The organism is Williamsia sterculiae (assembly GCF_900156495.1).
GTDB lineage: Bacteria > Actinomycetota > Actinomycetes > Mycobacteriales > Mycobacteriaceae > Williamsia_B > Williamsia_B sterculiae.
Window position 1 is genome coordinate 145,046 of record NZ_FTNT01000009.1, and the last position, 20,906, is coordinate 165,951.

26 protein-coding genes are annotated in these 20,906 nt (G+C 66.3%); 22 read left to right on the forward strand and 4 right to left on the reverse strand.

Features of this window, described 5'->3' with window-relative positions; genetic code table 11:
• From rplE to BW971_RS14985, 3 genes are all read left to right on the forward strand, one after another.
• Complete coding sequence (gene rplE / locus BW971_RS14975; RefSeq protein WP_076480997.1) at positions 1-579, forward strand: 50S ribosomal protein L5; 579 nt, start codon at positions 1-3, stop codon at positions 577-579.
• Between the two features lies 1 nt (position 580).
• Positions 581-766: a type Z 30S ribosomal protein S14 gene (locus BW971_RS14980; RefSeq protein ID WP_076480999.1), complete on the forward strand. Its 186-nt coding sequence runs from the start codon at positions 581-583 to the stop codon at positions 764-766.
• A gap of 209 nt (positions 767-975) precedes the next feature.
• The gene (locus BW971_RS14985) at positions 976-1,647 is read left to right on the forward strand and encodes a hypothetical protein (protein WP_076481210.1); all 672 of its coding nucleotides are present in this window, start codon (positions 976-978) and stop codon (positions 1,645-1,647) included.
• On the opposite strand, the gene BW971_RS14990 is transcribed toward BW971_RS14985, so the two are convergent.
• Together BW971_RS14990 and BW971_RS14995 are read right to left on the reverse strand one after the other, a co-directional pair.
• Positions 1,644-3,023 carry an AIM24 family protein gene (locus tag BW971_RS14990; RefSeq protein ID WP_076481213.1) on the reverse strand — a complete coding sequence of 460 codons (1,380 nt, stop codon included), beginning with the start codon at positions 3,021-3,023 and terminating at the stop codon, positions 1,644-1,646. The genes BW971_RS14985 and BW971_RS14990 overlap by 4 nt on opposite strands.
• A 57-nt stretch (positions 3,024-3,080) precedes the next feature.
• Positions 3,081-3,989, reverse strand: a complete 909-nt coding sequence (locus BW971_RS14995; RefSeq protein ID WP_076481215.1) for an SDR family oxidoreductase — start codon at positions 3,987-3,989, stop codon at positions 3,081-3,083.
• A 105-nt stretch (positions 3,990-4,094) separates the two neighbouring features.
• On the opposite strand from BW971_RS14995, the gene BW971_RS15000 reads away from it, so the two are divergent.
• The 15 genes from BW971_RS15000 (at position 4,095) to BW971_RS15070 (ending at position 15,591) form a co-directional block, all read left to right on the forward strand.
• Positions 4,095-4,667, forward strand: coding sequence for a TetR family transcriptional regulator (locus BW971_RS15000; RefSeq protein WP_076481001.1), 573 nt, complete (start codon positions 4,095-4,097; stop codon positions 4,665-4,667).
• A 333-nt stretch (positions 4,668-5,000) separates the two neighbouring features.
• Positions 5,001-5,399 carry a 30S ribosomal protein S8 gene (gene rpsH / locus BW971_RS15005; RefSeq protein WP_076481003.1) on the forward strand — a complete coding sequence of 133 codons (399 nt, stop codon included), beginning with the start codon at positions 5,001-5,003 and terminating at the stop codon, positions 5,397-5,399.
• A gap of 13 nt (positions 5,400-5,412) precedes the next feature.
• Entirely contained in the window at positions 5,413-5,949 is a 537-nt protein-coding gene (rplF, locus tag BW971_RS15010; protein WP_076481006.1) for a 50S ribosomal protein L6, read from the forward strand.
• A gap of 1 nt (position 5,950) precedes the next feature.
• Positions 5,951-6,364 (forward strand): 50S ribosomal protein L18, encoded by a 414-nt coding sequence (gene rplR, locus BW971_RS15015; protein ID WP_076481008.1) that lies wholly within the window; start codon positions 5,951-5,953, stop codon positions 6,362-6,364.
• A gap of 37 nt (positions 6,365-6,401) precedes the next feature.
• Positions 6,402-7,058, forward strand: coding sequence for a 30S ribosomal protein S5 (rpsE, locus tag BW971_RS15020; RefSeq protein WP_076481009.1), 657 nt, complete (start codon positions 6,402-6,404; stop codon positions 7,056-7,058).
• A 4-nt stretch (positions 7,059-7,062) separates the two neighbouring features.
• A complete protein-coding gene (gene rpmD / locus BW971_RS15025) occupies positions 7,063-7,245 on the forward strand; it encodes a 50S ribosomal protein L30 (RefSeq protein ID WP_076481011.1) in 183 nt (60 codons plus the stop codon).
• Between the two features lies 1 nt (position 7,246).
• Positions 7,247-7,687: a 50S ribosomal protein L15 gene (gene rplO / locus BW971_RS15030; RefSeq protein WP_076481013.1), complete on the forward strand. Its 441-nt coding sequence runs from the start codon at positions 7,247-7,249 to the stop codon at positions 7,685-7,687.
• A 168-nt stretch (positions 7,688-7,855) separates the two neighbouring features.
• The gene (secY, locus tag BW971_RS15035) at positions 7,856-9,181 is read left to right on the forward strand and encodes a preprotein translocase subunit SecY (RefSeq protein WP_076481015.1); all 1,326 of its coding nucleotides are present in this window, start codon (positions 7,856-7,858) and stop codon (positions 9,179-9,181) included.
• Positions 9,178-9,738 (forward strand): adenylate kinase, encoded by a 561-nt coding sequence (locus BW971_RS15040; protein WP_076481018.1) that lies wholly within the window; start codon positions 9,178-9,180, stop codon positions 9,736-9,738. The genes secY and BW971_RS15040 overlap by 4 nt, the downstream gene beginning before the upstream one ends.
• Before the next feature lie 3 nt (positions 9,739-9,741).
• A complete protein-coding gene (gene map, locus BW971_RS15045; RefSeq protein WP_076481020.1) occupies positions 9,742-10,533 on the forward strand; it encodes a type I methionyl aminopeptidase in 792 nt (263 codons plus the stop codon).
• A gap of 19 nt (positions 10,534-10,552) precedes the next feature.
• Complete coding sequence (locus tag BW971_RS15050) at positions 10,553-11,227, forward strand: GOLPH3/VPS74 family protein (RefSeq protein WP_076481023.1); 675 nt, start codon at positions 10,553-10,555, stop codon at positions 11,225-11,227.
• A gap of 162 nt (positions 11,228-11,389) precedes the next feature.
• Positions 11,390-12,274, forward strand: a complete 885-nt coding sequence (locus BW971_RS15055) for a carbohydrate ABC transporter permease (RefSeq protein ID WP_200799450.1) — start codon at positions 11,390-11,392, stop codon at positions 12,272-12,274.
• Between the two features lie 59 nt (positions 12,275-12,333).
• Positions 12,334-13,119 carry a carbohydrate ABC transporter permease gene (locus BW971_RS15060; RefSeq protein ID WP_083710103.1) on the forward strand — a complete coding sequence of 262 codons (786 nt, stop codon included), beginning with the start codon at positions 12,334-12,336 and terminating at the stop codon, positions 13,117-13,119.
• 54 nt (positions 13,120-13,173) lie between these two features.
• The gene (locus tag BW971_RS15065; RefSeq protein WP_076481030.1) at positions 13,174-14,490 is read left to right on the forward strand and encodes an ABC transporter substrate-binding protein; all 1,317 of its coding nucleotides are present in this window, start codon (positions 13,174-13,176) and stop codon (positions 14,488-14,490) included.
• 18 nt (positions 14,491-14,508) lie between these two features.
• Positions 14,509-15,591, forward strand: coding sequence for an ABC transporter ATP-binding protein (locus BW971_RS15070; protein ID WP_076481032.1), 1,083 nt, complete (start codon positions 14,509-14,511; stop codon positions 15,589-15,591).
• 8 nt (positions 15,592-15,599) lie between these two features.
• Here BW971_RS15070 and dtd read toward each other — a convergent pair whose 3' ends face one another.
• Positions 15,600-16,052 (reverse strand): D-aminoacyl-tRNA deacylase, encoded by a 453-nt coding sequence (gene dtd / locus BW971_RS15075; protein ID WP_076481035.1) that lies wholly within the window; start codon positions 16,050-16,052, stop codon positions 15,600-15,602.
• Between the two features lie 74 nt (positions 16,053-16,126).
• Positions 16,127-16,516, reverse strand: a complete 390-nt coding sequence (locus BW971_RS21950) for a hypothetical protein (RefSeq protein WP_234974418.1) — start codon at positions 16,514-16,516, stop codon at positions 16,127-16,129.
• Between the two features lie 427 nt (positions 16,517-16,943).
• Here BW971_RS21950 and BW971_RS15085 point away from each other — a divergent pair, with 427 nt between their 5' ends.
• The 4 genes from BW971_RS15085 (at position 16,944) to BW971_RS15100 (ending at position 20,900) form a co-directional block, all read left to right on the forward strand.
• Positions 16,944-17,786 (forward strand): class I SAM-dependent methyltransferase, encoded by an 843-nt coding sequence (locus BW971_RS15085; protein WP_076481041.1) that lies wholly within the window; start codon positions 16,944-16,946, stop codon positions 17,784-17,786.
• A 104-nt stretch (positions 17,787-17,890) separates the two neighbouring features.
• Positions 17,891-18,766: an LLM class F420-dependent oxidoreductase gene (locus BW971_RS15090; RefSeq protein WP_143690403.1), complete on the forward strand. Its 876-nt coding sequence runs from the start codon at positions 17,891-17,893 to the stop codon at positions 18,764-18,766.
• A 13-nt stretch (positions 18,767-18,779) separates the two neighbouring features.
• Positions 18,780-19,289 (forward strand): putative immunity protein, encoded by a 510-nt coding sequence (locus BW971_RS15095; protein ID WP_076481047.1) that lies wholly within the window; start codon positions 18,780-18,782, stop codon positions 19,287-19,289.
• An 81-nt stretch (positions 19,290-19,370) separates the two neighbouring features.
• Complete coding sequence (locus tag BW971_RS15100; RefSeq protein ID WP_076481050.1) at positions 19,371-20,900, forward strand: HNH endonuclease signature motif containing protein; 1,530 nt, start codon at positions 19,371-19,373, stop codon at positions 20,898-20,900.
• The last annotated feature ends 6 nt before the right edge of the window (positions 20,901-20,906 follow it).

Genomic DNA, 20,906 nt, shown 5'->3' on the forward strand with positions numbered 1-20,906 from the left:
ATGAGCACTGCCGAGAAAATCCAGCCTCGCCTGAAGACTCGCTACCGCGAGGAGATCAAGGGCGCGCTGAACAAAGAGTTCGACTACGCCAACGTGATGCAGATCCCGGGCGTGGTGAAGGTCGTCGTCAACATGGGTGTCGGCGACGCCGCCCGCGACGCCAAGCTGATCAACGGGGCGGTCACCGACCTGGCCAAGATCACCGGCCAGAAGCCGGAGATCCGTCGCGCCCGCAAGTCGATCGCCCAGTTCAAGCTGCGTGAGGGCATGCCCATCGGTGCCCGCGTCACCCTGCGTGGCGACCGCATGTGGGAGTTCCTCGACCGCCTGGTCTCGATCGCCCTGCCGCGTATCCGTGACTTCCGTGGTCTGTCGGACCGTCAGTTCGACGGCAACGGCAACTACACGTTCGGCCTCAACGAGCAGTCGATGTTCCACGAGATCAACATCGACAACATCGACCGGCCGCGCGGTATGGACATCACCGTCGTCACGTCGGCCACCACCGACGACGAGGGCCGGGCGCTGCTGCGCGCCCTGGGCTTCCCGTTCAAAGACAACAGCGTGAAGGACAACTGAGATGGCAAAGAAGGCTCTGATCAACAAGGCCAACAAGAAGCCGAAGTTCGCCGTGCGCGCCTACACCCGCTGCAACAAGTGCGGTCGGCCGCACTCGGTGTACCGCAAGTTCGGCCTGTGCCGTATCTGCCTGCGCGACATGGCGCACGCCGGCGAACTGCCGGGTGTGCAGAAGTCGAGCTGGTAACACACAGCGTTCGGTGACCGAAGCCCGGTGACGACCCACGAGTCGTCACCGGGCTTCGTCGTTTCCGTGGTTGCCTGATGTCACCCGGCACGACCCCGTCGGCGGGTGCGGTTGGGCGCGTCGGCTCAGACCACCCGCAGAGCAGGAGCCGCGGGGAACAGATCGACCGCTTCGACGGACTCCAGTGTCCGGTCGTCTACGTTCTCCTCATGCCGAAGCTCATGTACGCGGTCTGGGGCGAGCGGGCCGCAACCGTACTCCGCGCGTCCGACCTGCGAACACGACTGGCCGACGCGGGTGTGGTGCGGATGCAGCTCAACCTCACCGACGATCCGCGCCTCGGGGCAGCCCCGCGCGCGTCCGTCTTCGATCCGCCGGTCGATGCGGTGGTCAGCATCTGGTCGGGCGACGGCGCCGATGCGCTCACCCCGTTGATCGGGGATCGGGTGGACCGGGTGGCCGGGTGGGTGGTCGACGAACGTCGGTCGGTGGAGCCACCGGAGCGGTGGGACGGGTCCGCGGCCCCCGAACTCGCCGAGATCACCTTCCTGCGGCGGCCCGACGACGTGCCCCGTACCGAGTGGTTGCGGCGGTGGCTCAACGACTACACGCCCGCTGCTATCGATGCCCTGTCGCTGCTCGGCGAGCTGCAGAGCGTGGTGGTGTCGCCGCTCGTCCCCGACGCCCCGAGGATCAGTGCCATCGTGGAGGACCTGTACCCGTTCTCCGTGGTCGGCGACGAACGCATCCGCTTCCGCAGCGAACGGCCGGACGGCTGGACCGAGCAACGCGCCGCGGTCGGATACGAGGACAACGTCGACGTGATCCCGACGGTGCGCTACCTCGACGACCTGCGCTCGACGAGGTCGCTGAACCGCTAGCGACCCAGGAATCCGCCGAGGGCGCCGCCGACTCCGGACTGGTCGCCACTGCCGCTGCCGGCGATCAACCCGCCCGGCGGCATCTCCGAGGGCTGCACGATCACGAATCCCTGACCGCTGAACGACAGCGTGAACCGTTCGCCGGTGCTGCGGCCGATGAGGGTGCCAAGGTTGAAGTTGTCGTTGCTCTTCACACCGGTCGACAGGCTCGACGACCACGCCACCGCGGCCTGCGGGTCCGCGTAGGTGGGTTGGTCCACGGTGAGCACCACCGGACTGCCCTCGGTGGTGATCGCGATGCGTCCCCGACCGGTGAACACGCAGTTGAACAGTCCGGCGTTGCTCATCGCGCCGGCCCCGCGCACGCGGGCGATGTCGTACCGCAACGACGACTCGAAGGCGAGCACGTTCGCGCCGTTGATGGTGAGCCCGTCGCTGCCGTCGAGGTCGATGAGGTGCACGTCGGCGGCGGCGTTGGCCAGGAACAGGTCCCCGCGGCCGCTGACCTTCATCAGCGGCACACCCTCACCGGACATCGCCTGTCGGATGGCCCGTCCGATGCCGCCCGCGCCCTGCGCCTCGAACCGCATGTCGCCCTGGTAGGCCACCATCGATCCGGCGCGGGCCATCACCTCACCGTTGAGGCCGACCCGGCACATCTTGCCGCCCTGCTTCTGGATCCCGGCCCCGGAGACCTCGGCGTGGGCGGGGGCGAAGAGATCGCTCTGCATGGCGGGAACTCCCTGTGCTGGTCCGGGCTGTGAGGTGGCGGGTGCGGGCGTCGGGGGACTCGGCGGTGCCTGGGTGACGGGTGCCCGCGGTGGCTGCGGATCGGGCGTCGCCTGTCGAGCGGCGGCGGGCTGAGCGGCGGCGGGCTCGTCGTCGACGACGATGCCGAAGTCCTCGGCGAGACCGGCGAGACCCGAGTCGTACCCCTGTCCGACGGCGCGCACCTTCCACCCGTCGCCGCGCCGGTACACCTCCAGGCAGACCACCGCGGCCTCCGTGCTCAGACCCGGTACCACGAACTCCACCTGGGGTTCACCGGCACCCGTCCCCACGGTCGCCCGCAGGGTGCCCGCGGTCGCGAAGGTGGCGGGCCCGGTACCGTCCAGGCTGGCGGTGACCGCGATGGTCTCGATATCGGCGGGGACCCGCGCCGGGTCGATGTCGACCAGGTCAACCCCTTGTCCGGCGCGATAGGTCACCCCCGGCCCGGACGGCTGGTTGTAGAACACCAGGTCGGCGTCGGATTGGACCCGTCTCGCGCCCGTCAGCAGCACCGCCGAGGTGTTCACCGGCGACGCACACGACACCGAGACCGCTACCGTGCCCGTGGGCAGCGGAGCGTTCTCACCCGGGGACAGCTGCTTCATGGCCACCATTGTTCCAGGTGCCGGCCATCACCCGGGTGGGTTCACCCCCGGGCGCCGTCAGCCGATCGTGGCCGGATCCCGGAAATACGAATCGGTGGCCAGGTCGTCGAGCAACCCGGGGCCGGCCGGGGTCCAGTTCAACGTCTCCCGGGTGACGTCACTCGACGCGGGGAGATCGAGGGAGAAGAACCCTCCGATCCACCCGAAATGATCGGTGACGTCGTCGGGCGCGATCGAGGCAACCGGGACATCCAGACCTCGGCCGATCGCGGTGGCGATGTCGCGTGCGGTGATCGCCTCCTCGTCGACGGCATGGACCACGCCGCCGACCGGTGGACGTTCCAGCGCCAACCGCACCAGTCGGGCGGCATCGGACCGATGTACCGCGGCCCAGCGATTGCCACCGTCGCCCACGTGACCGGACACACCGCGCTGCCGAGCCACCTCGACTAGGGTCTTGATGAATCCGTGGTCACCGTCACCGTGCACCGAGGGCGCAAAGCGCAGGCTCACCGGGCGTACGCCGTGCTCGGCGTAACTCAGTGCCAGCTCCTCACCCCCGCCGCGCGGGGAATCGGGTCCGGACACAGGCGTGGGGTCGTTCTCGGTCACCACCTGACCCGGTTTGACCAGAAGGCCCGCGGCGAACAGCAGAGGCTTCCCGGAGTCGCGCAATGCGTCGCCGAGCGCGGTGATCACCGCCCGCTCGGTGTGACCTGCGCCGACGAAGTCGGAGAAGTCGTGGTTGAACGCGAGGTGCACCACACCGTCGGCGGCGGCAGCAGCAGCGGCGAGACCCTCCGGGTCGTCGATGCTGCCGCGGTGTACCCGGGCTCCGGCGGCCGCGATCGCGGTGGCCGAGGCGTCGGAACGGGCCAATCCGACCACCTCGTGACCGGCCTGCACTAACTCGGGGACGACGGCCGAGCCGATCCAGCCCGATGCCCCGGTGACGAATACGCGCATGAGACTCTCCTTCACGATGTCAGCCACTGACGTCAGCGGCTGACATCACAGTACAACCGATGTCAGTTTGTGTCATCGCTTCTGGGTCCCGACTACACTCGGACTGTGGGACGTTGGGAACCGGACGCGCGTGGGCGTATGCAGCGCGCCGCGCTCGAGCTCTACTCCGAACGCGGTTTCGAGCAGACGACCGTGGCCGACATCGCCGAGCGCGCCGGGGTCACCGAGCGCACGTTCTTCCGGCACTTCGCCGACAAGCGGGAGGTGCTGTTCGACGGTTCGGCAGCCCTGCAACAGGCGGTGGTCGACGCGATAGCGGACGCGCCGGACGACGCGTCACCCGTCGACGTCGCCACCGCGGGGATGCTCGCCTGCGCCGGTGTACTGGACGCCCATCGCGACTACCCGCGACGACGCGCGCAGGTCATCGCCGACAACCAGGATCTGCAGGAGCGTGAACTGCTCAAGATGGCCACCCTGTCGACCGCCGTCTCGGCCGCACTGCGCGACCGTGGGGTCGCCGCACTGGCCGCGGACCTCGCCGCCGAGGTGGGGGTGACGATCTTCAAGGTCGGTTTCGACCGCTGGGTCGGCGGCGACGACGGTGCGGATCTTGCGGAGTGCATGCGCATCGCCCTCGGCGAACTCCGGGCGGTGACCGCGTCGTCCGCGGGCTGACCCGCCGCGAGTCACCCCGTGGGCTGGGATTTGGCCCTGACGACGGGCTTCTCTACACTAGAACGGTTGCCCGGGCTCCGGCGTGTCCACGTGCCGCCACGATGCCCCGGTGACGACGACTTTTTCTCGCTCTTCAGCTGGAAAAGCCTGCAGTGCGACCACGGGACGTGGTTCGGATTGCCGGAGCACGACCCCTCACCGGCAACAGTCGGTGAGGACATGTAACTCGTTTCGTCGTAGGCCCACGACGTTACGTACCAGGCCCGCCGACCAGCGGGAACCGGTGCGGACGTGCTGTATGGGAACCGCCACGAGAAAGGTTGACGGTCACCCATGACCATGACTGACCCGATCGCAGACTTCTTGACCCGTCTGCGTAACGCCAACTCGGCGTTCCACGACGAGGTGACGCTCCCGTCGTCGAAGATCAAGGTGAACATCGCCGAGATCCTCAAGCGCGAGGGCTACATCACCGATTTCCGTACCGAGGACGCCGAGGTGGGCAAGAGCCTCGTGGTGAACCTCAAGTACGGCCCCAGCCGTGAGCGGAGCATCGCCGGCCTGCGCCGCGTCTCCAAGCCTGGTCTGCGGGTCTACGCGAAGTCCAACAACCTGCCGAAGGTGCTCGGCGGTCTGGGCGTGGCGATCATCTCCACGTCGTCGGGCCTGCTGACCGACCGTCAGGCAGCCAACCAGGGCGTGGGCGGCGAAGTCCTCGCTTACGTCTGGTAAGGGGCCAACAACTATGTCGCGAATCGGAAAGCACCCCGTCACTATCCCTGCGGGCGTGGACGTCAAGCTCGACGGCCAGCTCGTCACGGTCAAGGGCCCGAAGGGTGAGCTCAGCCTCACCGTGTCCGAGCCCATCGCCGTGGCCAAGGAGGACGACAGCCTCGTCGTCACCCGTCCCAACGACGAGCGTCGCAACCGTGCCCTACACGGTCTGAGCCGCTCCCTGATCAACAACCTGGTGGTCGGCGTGACCCAGGGTTACACCACGAAGATGGAGATCTTCGGCGTCGGTTACCGCGTGCAGGCCAAGGGCCGAGACCTCGAGTTCGCCCTGGGCTACAGCCACCCGGTGCCCATCGAGGCCCCGGAGGGCATCACCTTCGCGGTCGAGTCGCCCACCAAGTTCTCGGTCTCCGGTATCGACAAGCAGCAGGTCGGCCAGATCTCGGCGAACATCCGCCGCCTCCGCCGTCCCGACCCGTACAAGGGCAAGGGCGTGCGGTACGAGGGCGAGCAGATCCGTCGCAAGGTCGGAAAGACGGGTAAGTGACATGAGTGACACCACAGCAACCACCACGGCACCGCGGCGCAAGCCGGTCGGCACCGACGTCTCGACCGCGCGCCGCGCGGGCAAGTCGCGCCGCCACTTCCGCCTGCGCAAGAAGATCAGCGGAACGCCCGAGCGTCCCCGTCTGGTGGTCAAGCGCAGCTCCCGGCACATCCACGTGCAGCTCGTCGACGACCTGGCGGGCAACACCCTGGCCGCCGCGTCCTCCATCGAGGCCGACGTCCGCGCCGCGGGTGGCGACAAGACCGCGCAGAGCGCGAAGGTCGGAGAACTGATCGCCGCGCGTGCCAAGGCCGCAGGCGTCGAGGCCGCGGTGTTCGACCGGGGTGGCAACGACTACCACGGTCGTATCGCCGCACTGGCCGACGCCGCCCGCGAGGGAGGCCTGAAGTTCTGATGACCACAGCGACCTGTTTCAACGAAGGGACCATCTGATGCCCGGACGTCAGCGGCGTGACGGCGGAAGCGGACCCGCCGGACCGAACGACAACGCCAACAACAGCAACAACAACAACGATCGCCGCGGCGGTGGTGGCGGTCGCGACCGTCGCGACAACCGCGGTGGCCGTGAGCAGGACAAGAACCAGCTCGAGCGCGTGGTCGCCATCAACCGCGTGTCGAAGGTGGTCAAGGGTGGACGTCGGTTCTCCTTCACCGCCCTCGTCATCGTCGGCGACGGCCAGGGCATGGTCGGCGTCGGCTACGGCAAGGCCAAAGAGGTGCCCGCCGCGATCCAGAAGGGCGTCGAGGAGGCTCGCAAGAACTTCTTCCGTGTCCCGCTGATCGGTTCCACCGTGACCCACCCCGTCCAGGGTGAGGCGGCGGCCGGTGTGGTCATGCTGCGTCCGGCCTCGCCCGGTACCGGTGTGATCGCCGGTGGCGCGGTGCGTGCCGTGCTCGAATGTGCGGGCGTGCACGACGTGCTGGCCAAGAGCCTCGGCAGCGACAACGCCATCAACGTGGTCCACGCCACCGTGGCCGCGCTGAAGATGTTGCAGCGTCCCGAAGAGGTTGCGGCGCGCCGCGGCCTGCCCATCGAAGACGTCGCACCCGCGGGCATGCTGCGGGCGCGAGCCGGCCAAGGAGCGTAGCGGCATGGCAGAGCTGAAGATCACCCAGATCAAGGGCACGATCGGCACCAAGAGCAACCAGCGCGACAGCCTGCGGACCCTCGGACTGAGGAAGATCCGTCAGACCGTCACCCGTGAGGACAACGCCGTCAACCGCGGCCTGATCAACACGGTGCGCCACCTCGTGACAGTCGAAGAGGTTCAGTGACATGACCATCAAACTCCACCACCTTCGCCCGGCTCCCGGGTCGAAGACCGACAAGACCCGTGTGGGTCGCGGTGAGGGGTCCAAGGGTAAGACCGCGGGTCGCGGCACCAAGGGCACCAAGGCACGCAAGAACGTGCCCGCCGCCTTCGAGGGCGGCCAGATGCCGATCCACATGCGGCTGCCGAAGCTCAAGGGCTTCACCAACCGCAACCGGGTCGAGTACCAGGTCGTCAACGTGGGCGACATCGCTCGGCTGTTCCCGGAAGGCGGCACCATCGGTGTCGACGACCTGGTGGCCAAGGGTGCCGTCCGCAAGAACCAGCTGGTCAAGGTGCTCGGCGACGGCGACCTCTCGGTCGCGGTGCAGTTGACCGCGGACAAGTTCTCCGCGGCGGCGACCGAGAAGATCGCCGCCTCCGGCGGCACCACCACCGTCAAGTAGCACTCGACGCAGCGGTCGCCTCGCGATCCCGCGGGAATCAAACCCCGACCGGGTCGCGGAGCGGCCGCTGTTAGAGTCGATCTCGCCCGGCTCCGGCCGGGCGACAACCACGAACCGATGCGACCGAGTGCACGCGCAGCAGCGTGCTGGTTCGGTAGGAGGAGTTAGTTGAGTTCCGCCCTCGTCTCGGCCTTCAGGACACCCGACCTGAGGCGGAAGATCCTCTTCGTCCTGGGCATCCTCATCCTGTACCGCCTGGGCGCCACGCTCCCGTCCCCCGGTGTGGACTACACCAAGGTGCACACCTGTCTCGACGAGATCTCGCACAACCAGTCGGCAGGTATCTACAGCCTGATCAACCTGTTCTCCGGCGGTGCGTTGCTGCAGCTGTCGGTGTTCGCGATCGGCATCATGCCGTACATCACGGCGAGCATCATCGTGCAGTTGTTGACCGTGGTCATCCCGCGGTTCGAGGCCCTGCGCAAGGAGGGTCAGTCCGGTCAGGCCAAGATGACGCAGTACACCCGCTACCTCACGGTGGCGTTGGCATTGCTGCAGTCCACCGGCATCGTCGCCCTCGCCGACCGCGGTCAGTTGCTGCAGAACTGCTCCACCAGCAGCGAGATCCTGCGTGACCAGTCCATCTTCGGCCTGACCATCATCGTGCTGGTGATGACCGCGGGTGCCTGCATCGTGATGTGGTTCGGCGAGCTGATCACCGAGCGCGGCATCGGCAACGGCATGTCGTTGCTGATCTTCGCCGGCATCGCGGCGCGCCTGCCGTCCGAGGGCAAGCAGATCCTCGACAGCCGCGGCGCCATCGTCTTCACCCTGGTCATCGTGGCCGCACTGCTGATCATCGCGGGTGTGGTGTTCATCGAGCAGGGCCAGCGACGGATCCCCGTGCAGTACGCCAAACGCATGGTCGGACGCAAGATGTACGGCGGGTCGTCGACATATCTGCCGCTGAAGGTCAATCAGGCAGGCGTCATCCCGGTGATCTTCGCGTCGTCGTTGCTGTACCTGCCCAACCTGCTGGTCCAGCTGACCAGTGGCAGCGGTGGGGCGACCTCCGGCTGGCAGAAGTTCGTGCAGACCTACCTGGTCGACCCGAGCAACTATGTCTACATCATCGTGTATTTCGCGATGATAATCTTCTTCACGTACTTCTACGTCGCGGTGACCTTCAACCCTGAGGAACGCGCCGACGAGATGAAGAAATACGGGGGCTTCATCCCGGGTATCCGGCCAGGGCAGCCCACCGCCGACTACCTGGGTTATGTGCTCAGCCGGATCACCCTGCCGGGTTCGATCTACCTTGGTGTGATCGCGGTGTTGCCCAACCTGTTCCTGGAGATCGGCAACAGCGGAGGCGTGCAGAACATACCGTTCGGTGGCACCGCGGTGCTGATCATGGTCGGTGTCGGCTTGGACACCGTCAAGCAGGTCAACAGTCAGTTGATGCAACGCAAATACGAAGGGTTCCTGAAGTGAGACTCGTGATCTTGGGCCCCCCGGGGGCAGGTAAAGGTACTCAGGCAGAGAAGTTGTCGGAGAGCCTCGGGATCCCGCACATCTCCACCGGCGACCTCTTCCGCGCGAACATCTCCGAGGGCACCGCGGTCGGCATCGAGGCCAAGCGGTATCTCGATGCCGGTGACCTGGTGCCGTCCGAGATCACCATCGACATGGTGCGTGCACGGGTCAAGGAACCCGACGCCACCAACGGCTTCATTCTCGACGGTTTCCCGCGGTCGGTCGGGCAGGCGGATGCGCTGGCCGACATCCTCGACGACCTCGGCGCCGCCCTCGATGCCGTGCTGTCCTTCTCCATCGACGAGGATGTGGTGGTCGAGCGGATGCTGGCTCGCGGTCGCGAGGACGACAACGAGGATGTGATCCGCAACCGGATGAAGGTCTATCTCGAGGAGACCTCGCCGTTGCTGGAGTACTACCAGAAGAGCAGCACCGAGGGCACTGTGAAGACCATCGACGCCGTGGGCGATGTGGAAGAGGTCCACCAGCGCGTGCTGCGGGCCCTCAACGCCTGAGCCATGTCCTTCCGCAAACCCCGACCCGTTCCGTTCCGGACCGCGGGTGAGCTCGAGGCGATGGCCGCGGCCGGTGCGATCGTCGGCGCGGCGTTGGTGGCCGTGCGTGACGCCGCCCGTGTCGGGGTGTCCACCCTCGACCTCGACGAGGTCGCCGAAGCGGTGATCCGTGAGGCGGGGGCGGTGCCGTCGTTCAAGGGGTACCACGGATTCCCCGGCTCCATCTGCTCCTCGGTCAACGATGTGGTGGTGCATGGCATCCCGTCGAAAGATGTGGTCTTGGCCGATCATGACCTGGTGTCCATCGACTGCGGTGCCATCCTCGACGGTTGGCATGGTGACTCCGCCTGGACCTTCGGGGTGGGCGAGTTGAGCCAGGCCGATGCCGATCTCAACGAGGCGACCCGTATCACCCTGGACGCCGGTATCGCGGCGATGGTCGACGGGGGACGACTCACCGACATCTCCCATGCCGTGGAGGTGGCCACCCGTGAGGCCGAGGAGAAGTTCGGCCGGTCGTTCGGCATCGTGTCCGGATACGGCGGTCACGGCATCGGCCGCGAGATGCATCTCGATCCGTTCTTGCCCAACGAGGGCAAACCGAACCGCGGTCCCGCCCTGGTGGTCGGCAGCACCCTGGCCATCGAACCGATGCTGACGCTGGGCACCACCGAGACCTCCGTGCTCGAGGACGACTGGACCGTGATCACCGACGACGGCACGCGGGCGTCGCATTGGGAGCACACGGTCGCGGTCACCGCCGACGGACCGCGGATCCTGACCACGCGTCCGTGACGGCGCTACTGTCGATGCCGTGACGAACAGCGCACAGACAGTCCTCAGCCTCCCGCAGGCCTTCACGGTGGTGGCGCATCGCCCCGACGGCCGCCGGCTGTCGCAGTCCGCCGCCTTCGATTACGGCTTGGTCGGCGCGGCACTCACCGAACTCGCCACCGCGGGGCGGATCGACGTGGTCGACGGGAAGATCGTCGTGCGTGACTCCCGGCCGGTCGACGACCACGCCGCGTCGATCACCTTGCGTACTCTCGCCGAGAGTCGGTCGACGCGCTCGGCGAAACGATGGGTCCGCAAGCTGAAGTCGCGTTCGGTGAACCAGGCCTGTCTGGATCAGCTCCTCGAACGGCAGGCCTACACAGCGGAGAGTGGGCGGGTCCTGGGGTTGTTCCCGACCACCCGCTATGTCCTGCGAGCCCCGGACGACCGTGATGCGTTGATCGTCAGGATGCGGACCGTCGCGGAATCGGGTGTTCCCGAGAAGGACACCTATGCCACCGCCTTGCTGGCGGTCGCGGACGCGAGCGGACTGGCCCGCAAGCTCCTGCCCGGGGTGCACCGGAAGGCCATCAAGGCGGTGATCGCGGGGGACTGGGCCGCACCGGCGGTCCGCAGTGCGATCGCCGCCGCCAACGCCGCGGTCAACGCGGCCGTCTTCGCCGCGGTGAGCAGCAGCAACAGCGGCAGCAGCTGACGCGGCGGTCGGTCGCCGCCGGAATCGGACACCGGCCACTCACTGTTCACCCCCGGCACGGATCCGGTACACGAACCGTTCGATGAACACGTGCACTCTGCCCGAGTGCCCGCAGCCGTCGATCGAACCCTCCCGGAGACCTCCGGATCGGGCTCCAGGGGACTGCTGCACCGCCCGTGGCGTGACTACCTGCTGTTCCTCGCCATCGTGGGGCCGAACCTGGTGCTGCTCGGTGTCTTCACCTATCGGCCGCTGATCGAGAACATCCGCCTGTCGTTCTTCGACTGGAACATCTCCTCCGACGACATCACGTTCATCGGACTGTCGAATTACCGCGAATGGTTCACCCGCGACGACACCTGGGTGATCGTCGGCAACACGGTGATCTTCACCGTGGCCGCGGTGGTCGGTTCGATGGTCATCGGGCTGGCGCTGGCCCTGCTGCTCGACCGGCAGCTGCGGGGCCGGAATCTGGTGCGGTCGGTGGTGTTCGCGCCGTTCGTCATCTCCGGCGCGGCCATCGGCATCGCGTTCCAGTTCGTCTTCGACCCGCACTTCGGGTTGGTCCAGGATCTGATGACCCGGTTCGGTCTGGGCAACGCCCCCGACTTCTACCAGGATCCGCACTGGGCGCTGTTCATGATCACGGTGACCTACCTGTGGAAGAACGTCGGTTACGCCTTCGTCATCTACCTCGCGGCACTGCAGGGTCGGCGCCAGGATCTCGCCGAGGCGGCACAGATCGACGGGGCCTCCCCGGTGACCTACTTCCGTCGGGTGCTGCTCCCACAGTTGCGGCCGACCACGTACTTCCTGTCGATCACGGTGTTGCTGAACTCGTTACAGGTCTTCGACATCATCAACGTGATGACCCGCGGCGGGCCCCTGGGCAACGGCACCACCACGATGGTCTACCAGGTCTACGAGGAGTCGTTCCGCAACTTCCGGGCCGGTTACGGTGCCACCGTCGCGACCATCATGTTCGTGATCCTGCTGATCGTCACCGTCGCGCAGGTGCGGGTGATGGACCGGGGGACTGCGACGTGAACCGAAAGAGGGACGTGAGCCGACAGATCCGTTGGGGTCACGTCTTCGGGTATGTGGCGATGGTGTTGGTGGTGCTCACCATAGCGCTGCCCCTGGCCTGGGTGCTCCTCACCTCGTTCAAGGTGCGCGGCGACATCTATGTCCAACCCGCCATCTGGTGGCCGCGGGTGTTCGAGGCGTCGAACTATCACGATGCGACCACCAGCGTCCCGTTCTGGCGGTTCTTCTCCAACTCGGTGATCGTCACGGGCGTGTTGGCCGTGGTGAAATTCGTCCTGGGCATCCTCAGTGCCTACGGACTGGTGTTCCTGCGCTTCCCGTTCAAGCGCATCGTGTTCCTGGTCATCATCGCCGCGCTGATGGTGCCCAACCAGATCACGGTCATCGTCAACTACTCGTTGGTAGCGCAGCTCGGGTACCGCAACACCCTGCTGGGCATCATCGTGCCGCTCGCGGGGGTGGCCTTCGGAACGTTCCTGATGCGCAATCACTTCCTGTCCATCCCGACCGAGATCATCGAGGCGGCTCGGATGGACGGCGCCGGCCACCTCCGGCTGCTGTGGCGCATCGTGTTACCGGTGTCCGGTCCGACGATGGTCGCCTTCGGCATCATCACGGTGGTCAACGAGTGGAACGAGTATCTGTGGCCGTTCCTGATGGCCGACGACTCCTCGGTGGCCACGTTGCCGGTGGGGCTGACCCAGCTGCAGAACAACGACGGGTTGACCAACTGGGGTCCGGTGATGGCCGCGACCGTGCTCGCGATGATCCCGATCCTCGTCGTCTTCCTGATCCTGCAGCGCCACATGATCAAGGGCCTCACCTCGGGCGCGGTCAAAGGCTGACCGACTCCCATCCGTCCACTCGATTTCCAGCTCGTATCCGACAGGAGAACCACGATGGTCGAACTCTCACGCCGCAATTTCCTGGCCGCGGGTATCACCGCGGCCGCCGGTGCCGCCCTGACCGCCTGCGTCGGCTCGGGCAGCACGTCGAACTCCTCCTCGGGTGGTGGTGACTCCAACACCATCGTCTGGTGGTCGAGCCACCCCGGTAAGTCCACCGACGTGGAGAAGGAACTGATCAGCCGGTTCGAGAAGGCGAACCCGTCGTTGAAGGTGCAATTGGTCGACGGCGGCAAGAACTACGAGGAGATCGCGCAGAAGTTCAACGCCGCGCTCTCCGGCGGATCGCTGCCGGACGTCGTGGTGCTCTCGGACGTCTGGTGGTTCAATTTCGCCCTGCTCGACGCGATCGAACCGCTCGACGATCACTTCTCGAAAGCCGGTGTGAACACCGCCGATTACGTCGACTCGCTGTTCAACGACTATGCGTGGAACAACAAGCACTGGGCGCTGCCCTACGCCCGGTCGACACCGCTGTTCTACTACAACAAGGCCCTGTGGCAGCAGGCCGGTCTGCCCGACCGCGGCCCCGCCAGCTGGCAGGAGTTCGACGAGTGGGGTCCCAAGCTGCAGGGTGTGGTCGGCGGCGGGAAGCTGGCCCATGGATGGGGTAACGCCACCGACTATCTGGGCTGGACGTTCCAGGGCCCGGTCTGGACCTTCGGTGGTGCGTACTCCGACAAGTTCGACCTGAAGTTCACCGATCCCAAGACCATCGAGGCTGCGACCTATCTGCGCGACTCGATCCACACCAAGAAGTACGCGGCGATCTCCAACGACATCGCCAACGACTTCGGTGCCGGGATCATCGCGTCCACCATCGCGTCCACCGGCGACCTGTCCGGTATCGCCAAGAACGCCAAGTTCGAGGTGGGCACCGCCTTCCTTCCCGCGCCCAACGGACCGGGTTGTCCGACCGGTGGTGCCGGACTGGCCATCCCGAAGAAGATCAGCGATGACCGGAAGCTGAACGCGCTGAAGTTCATCGACTTCATCACCAATGCCCAGAACACCGCGTACTTCTCCCAGAAAGTCGGGTACATGCCGGTCCGCACGTCGGCGCTCACCGATCCCGCGACGGTGAAGTTCCTCGATGGCAATCCGAACTTCCGTACCGCGGTCGACCAGTTGCCCAAGACCGCGCCGCAGAACTATGCCCGGGTCTTCGTCCCGGGTGGTGACAAGATCATCGGCACCGGCTTCGAGGAGATCGGTCTGCGTAACGCCGACGTGAATGCGACCATGTCGTCGGTGCAGTCGCAGCTGCAGACGATCATCGATCGGCAGATCACGCCGAAACTGCCGAAATAGCAGGGGGATCGGAACAACATGGCGACGGTGTCCTTCGACGCGGTGACCCGCGATTTCGGCGGGTCACGACCTGCCGTCGACAAACTCGACCTGGAGATCGCCGACGGCGAGTTCCTGGTGCTGGTCGGGCCGTCCGGGTGCGGCAAGTCCACCAGTCTGCGGATGCTCGCCGGTCTGGAACCGACTCAGGGCGGCCGAGTGCTCATCGACGGTCAGGACGTCACCGGGGTGGCACCCAAGGCGCGGGACGTGGCGATGGTGTTCCAGAACTATGCCTTGTACCCGAACATGACCGTCGCCGACAACATGGGGTTCGCTCTGCGCAACGCCGGGATGAGCAAGTCGGACAGCAGGAAATCCGTCGCCGAGGCCGCCGAGATGCTGGAGCTCACCGAGCTGCTGGACCGCAAGCCCGGTGCGTTGTCGGGTGGGCAGCGGCAGCGGGTGGCCATGGGGCGGGCGATCGTCCGGCGGCCCAAGGTGTTCTGCATGGACGAACCCTTGTCCAACCTGGACGCCAAATTGCGGGTCAGCACCCGTGGGCAGATCGCCGGCCTGCAGAAACGGCTCGGTACCACCACCCTCTACGTGACCCACGATCAGGTGGAGGCGATGACGATGGGGGATCGGGTCGCAGTGCTCAAACAAGGTGTGCTGCAGCAGGTCGCGAGTCCCCGGGAGTTGTATCTGGACCCGGTGAACACCTTTGTCGCCGGGTTCATGGGGTCACCGTCGATGAACCTGTTCGACGAGGTCACAGTGGTGGATCGGTCGGCCACGTTGGGCGGCCACCGGATCACCGCGCCGAACGCGGTCGACGTCGCCCGGGTGGTGCTGGGGGTGCGGCCGGAGTCATGGGAGATCGTCTCGGCGGAACATCCTGAGGCACTGTATGCCCGGATCGAGCTGGTGGAGGAGCTCGGGGCCGAGCAGTTCGTGCATGCGGTGCCCCAGAACACCACGGCGACGGTGCGGGGTGACAGGGTGATCGTCCGGGTGGATCATCGCCGCAGTTTTGCCGTCGACGAGACGATCGGACTGCAGGCGCGTCCCGAGGAAACGTACTGGTTCGCGCCGGACTCGGGGTTGCGGCTGCACTGAGCGAGGGTTCAGACCTCGATCAGGATGGTCACCGGACCGTCGTTGACGAGTTCAACGGCCATGTGTGCGCCGAACACGCCGGTGGCGACCCGGGCACCGGCGGCGCGCAGTGTCTCGACGACGGCATTCACCAATGGTTCCGCCACCGGACCGGGCGCCGCGGCGTTCCACGATGGACGGCGCCCCTTGGCGGTGTTGGCGTAGAGGGTGAACTGGCTGACCACGAGGATCGGGGCGCCCACGTCGGCGGCACCGCGTTCGCCGTCCAGGATGCGGAGCCGCCAGATCTTGTCGGCCAGCTTTGCCGCGTCGGCGACGGTGTCGTCGTGGGTCACGCCGATGAGCGCGACCAATCCCTGCGTCGCCGTATCCGGACCAACTCCACCCAGGTCGAGTGCGCCGACCACCTCGCCGTCCACCGACACCGACGCCGCGGTGACCCGCTGCAGGATTGCTCGCATGAATATCACGTTATCGGTCCGTGTTCAGCCACTGTGCACATGTCGTGCCCGCACGGGAGTCAATGCCTGCACGGCTAACCGGGTGGCGGTCCTGACGTCGTTGTGTCGTCGACAGTGCACGCGGCGGTTGCGAGCCATCGGTATATCACTGGCGTGAGGTCTGCGGTGCTGGCGGGCGTGCCGGCCGGGATGTGGAGCAACGAGCGAGCTCCGTAGAGCCGATCGAACAACAGCCCCTCGAGCAGACTGAGTAGATCGTGTGCATCGCCTGCAGGATCCGCTGCACCGAGGAAGGCCATCAGGTCGCGCGCGGCGGTCAGCGAGAACAAGCACCCCGCCAGCGCGGAACGAAGTGTGACATCGCTGGCAGCGTCGGCGGCCAATGCGTAGCGTGCGAGCACATCTCGGCGCCTGTCGTGCAGTAGGTGATCCACGTGCGCCGAGATGAACACCGCGGCGCTCATGACCGAATCGGTCTCGTCCCATTGCGTCGTGGCGAGCGCGGATTGGAACACGTCCCGCGAAGTCCGACTCAGATGGGCGATAGCAGACTCCAAGAGATCCTGTCGTGTTCGGTAGTAGTACGAGGTCGAGCCGCGCGCGATCCCCAGTCGACTGTCAATCGCGTGATGAGTGACTGCCCGGTTACCGCCACCCGCCGCCAGATCGAGCGCTGCCTCGCAGATCTGACGCCGCCGCCGTGCGCCTCGTCTGTCTGCTCCTGCAGTCTCCGTGGTCATGGGTCCAGCATCCCCCGCCCGCAGACACATACCCATTTCGCGCACGTGACGTGGCATGTGACACATCGGTCGCGCACTTTCAACGGTCTTACTCTATAAGTATAGAGGGCAGGCGTCGAACGCTGGCCCAGCTGAGAGAGGTGAATCTGCGATGTCCGGTGAACCACTGGTAAGTCATGTGTCCGATACGGCGCGATGGGTCGCGGTGCGTCGTGCAGTCGAGTCAAACCGATCGGACGCGTTGTTCCGGGATCCGCTGGCGGCGATGCTCGCGGGTGACCGCGGACAGGGGATCGCCCGCGCGGCACATCGCGAGATTGCCGACGACTGGTTCCTGGTCACTCGTACAAAGCTCATCGACGATCACATTGCGAATGCAGTCGCGGGCGGTTGCAACGTCGTGGTCAATCTCGGAGCGGGGCTCGACACGCGGCCCTACAGGATGAGTCTGCCTGCGACGCTGACATGGACCGAAGTCGATCTTCCGCAGATGATCGAAGAGAAGGCGGCTCTGCTTGCTGGCAAGCCTGCCCGATGCCGACTGCAGCGGGTGCCGCTCGATGTCACCGATCAAACGGCCGTGGGCCAATTCCTCGACGATCACCTTGGCGATGGTGACGGCGCGTTGGTCGTGAGTGAAGGCCTGGTGATGTATCTGGATGAGGCCACAGTGCGTGCCCTGGCATCAGCACTGCGGCGACCCGAGATCCGCGGATGGTGTCTCGACTTCAGCTCGTCCGGTGTCGGACAGCTCATGGCGAGACGCAATACGGGTCTGCTGCGAAACGCGCCGTGGACCTTCCTCCCCGACAACGGAGTCGCGTACTTCGAAGACATCGGCTGGAACGTTCACGAGCTCGAGTCGATATTCACGGCAGCGGGACGTCTGGACCGGTTGCCGCCTGCTGCGAGGGTTGCGCTTCGCGGTCCTCAACCGGACCCTCGTTCACCGGGTGTGCAGCCGTACAGTGCAGTGGCCGTCCTGGCTGCATAGGGGCAATTCGACGAAGCCGGTGCCAGGCAACAACATGGGACTTGTGACTGCGCCGTCAAGGACGAGCACGTTCAGGTCGACGGGAATGACGCGGTGATCGGGGAATGACCGGAGACCGGGGCGTGGTTGCACGGGCCATGGGTGACTTCACACAGACGAGTCTCGGACGTAAGGGCGTGTGGGCGGGATACCCCGCCATCTCGCCGGAGCAGGCGGCCCAGATCGAGAACCTCGGTTACACGGCCATCTGGTTGGGCGGCTCGCCTAAGGATTTGTCGCCGGTGCGGCGGTTGCTGGACGCGACCTCGACCATCACGCTCGCGACCGGCATCACCAACATCTGGAACACTGACCCCGCGGCGATCGCTGCTGAATACCTGCAGGTAGAAGCTGACCATCCGAACCGATTCCTGTTGGGCGTCGGCGCCGGTCACCCGGAGGCCACCGCCGAATACCGCAAACCCTATGACGCGGTGGTGGACTACCTGAACGTCCTGGACGACGGGGGAGTACCCGCGCATCGACGCGTTCTCGCGGCGCTCGGGCCGCGCATGTTGCGGCTGTCGGCCGACCGGGCGCTGGGTGCGCACCCGTACCTGACGGTGCCGCAGCACACGGCCGAGGCTCGCGAGATCCTCGGGCCCGACGCGTTGTTGGCACCGGAGCAGAAGGTCGTTCTGAACACCGATCCCGCACAGGCAAGGGCGATCGGTCGCCCGCCGGTGGATACTCCCTACCTGCATCTACGTAACTACACCAACAATCTCAAGCGTCTCGGTTATACCGACGCCGACATCGCCGATGGTGGTTCCGATGCCCTGATCGACGCGCTGGTCGCCCACGGTTCCGCGGCCGACATCGTCCGCAGGCTGGACGAACATCTGGATGCCGGAGCCGATCACGTCGGGGTGCAGGTGCTGTCGAGCGATGGTCAGGATCTGATCGGTGTGTTGGAACAGATTGCGGCGGAGTGGGAATGACGCGAGCGCGGCGATGATCCTGCCGGCGGTGCGGGATCCACGGATGGTGACGATTCGCCGCGGCGGGTCGTTGACCGACCCCGATCACGCACTGCTGGCGGTCTGGGCGGCCGCGTGTGCGGAGCACGTGCTGGACCTCTTCGAAACCGATTGCCCACGCGACCCTCGGCCGCGAGAGGCTGTCGATGCGGCACGAGCTTGGGCCGCAGGCGATCTGGCGATGATGAAGGCGCGTGCCATCGGTGGTCACGCCATGGGTGCCGCTCGGCCGCTGTCGGGCGCAGCCAGATTCGCGGCGTATGCCGCCGGGCAGGCCGCGTGCGTGGGCCATGTGGCCGAGCACGACCTCGGGGCCGCCGCATACGCCATCAAGGCACTACGTTGTGCACGCCCCGGTGACGATGGTGCCGGACGAGATGAGCGTGACTGGCAACGGGATCGGCTACCGCCCGAGATTCGCGATCTCGTGATCGATGATCAGCAGCGACGCAACAGCATCTGTTGGTTCGTGTTCGCCGACTGACCGGGAGCCGTTCCTTCGCCGACGATGTCAGCCGGTGTTCGATCGGAGTGAATGTCAGACCCCGTCTCTACACTCGAACTCATGAGCGAGAGTCGTTGGGCGGGTGAGCCACCGGCAGCATTTGGGTTGCTCGGTGACCTCGATGGTGCCCCCGTCAACGACCTGTTGGGCGAGATGGTGCACACCACCCAGGGGCAGTCGTTTCTGGAGTGGCGGCGGTATCGCATTGCCGCGGAGTTAGAATCTCAGCTGGTCGATGACGGCGCCGTATCCGACTACCGGGTGATCGACGCCACCGCCCTGTGTGCGACCCGGATCGCCACGGTGTTGTCCATCAGTCAGATGGCCGCCGAAGGCCTGTTGGCCGGGGCGGTCGCCTTGCGGGACCGGTTGCCGCAGGTCGCCTTGTGTCTGCGGGACGGGCAAGTCTCACCCCAGCATGTGCGGACCATCGTCTCCCGGACCGAGCTGGTCACCGACCCACAGATCGCTGCCATTGTGGATAGGGAGATCGCCGACTGCCTGCGACGGCGCGGTTCCTGGTCGACCACCCGCCTGCGGGACATGGTCGACCGGGTCGTGTACACCCACGACCCGGACGGGGTACGGGAACGCCGCCGGGCCGCCACCGACGCGCGGTCCTTCTGGACCGAGAACGACGCCGACGGCATGGGCGTCGTCGGGGCCAGCATGACCGCCGAGAACACCCTGCTGTTGGCGCAACGCGTGCACGCCGCCGCCGAGCACGTGTGCGCGAACGATCCGCGGACGAAGGCGGCGCGGCGGTCGGACGCTTTGCTGGCGTTGACCACCGGCATCCCCTGGGCATGTTTGTGCGACGACCCGGACTGCACCGCACCGGACGGGTGGGATGCCACCCCGTCATGGCCGGCCACCACCGCGGTGATCCACGTGGTCACCGACACCACCACCGCCACCGCGAAGGTGGAACACGGTGGTCAGCCCGGGTTCCTGCCGGGTTACGGGGTCATCTCCGCCGACCACATCCGCGACCTCGTCCACCGCCCGGACACCGTCATCCGCCCCGTCCCGACCACCGCACCCGCAGCACAACCCGGCGACCCGTACCGACCGTCCGCCGCGTTGGCGAGGTTTCTGTGGATGCGCGATCAGTACTGTGTGTGGCCCGGTTGCAACCAACCCGCCACCAGATGCGACGCCGACCACGTCGAAGAATACGACCTTGACCACCCGTCTCAGGGCGGTCAGACCACCGCCGACGACATGAACTCCAAATGCCCGTTCCATCACGGCGTGAAGACGTTCACCGAGTTCCTCGACGACCAAACCGTCGACCAGAACGGCCGTCCCGAGGTCGCCATCACCACCCCCGAAGGGCTGATCGTCGGCGGTCCGGCGCACACCGGCTACGACCTGCACCCCGAACTCGACACCATCGAGTTCACCGCACCCCCCAACGGGCCACCGCGACCACCGGCACCCGACGAACCGACCAGGCGACGCCCTCGCCTGGAAGACAAACACGCCCGCCGGCGCCAGGAACGGGACCGCAACCGCCGCACACGCGGCCACGACCGCTGGGCACGCGAGCACGACGACGACCACCAGACCGACCCACCACCGTTCTGACCGACG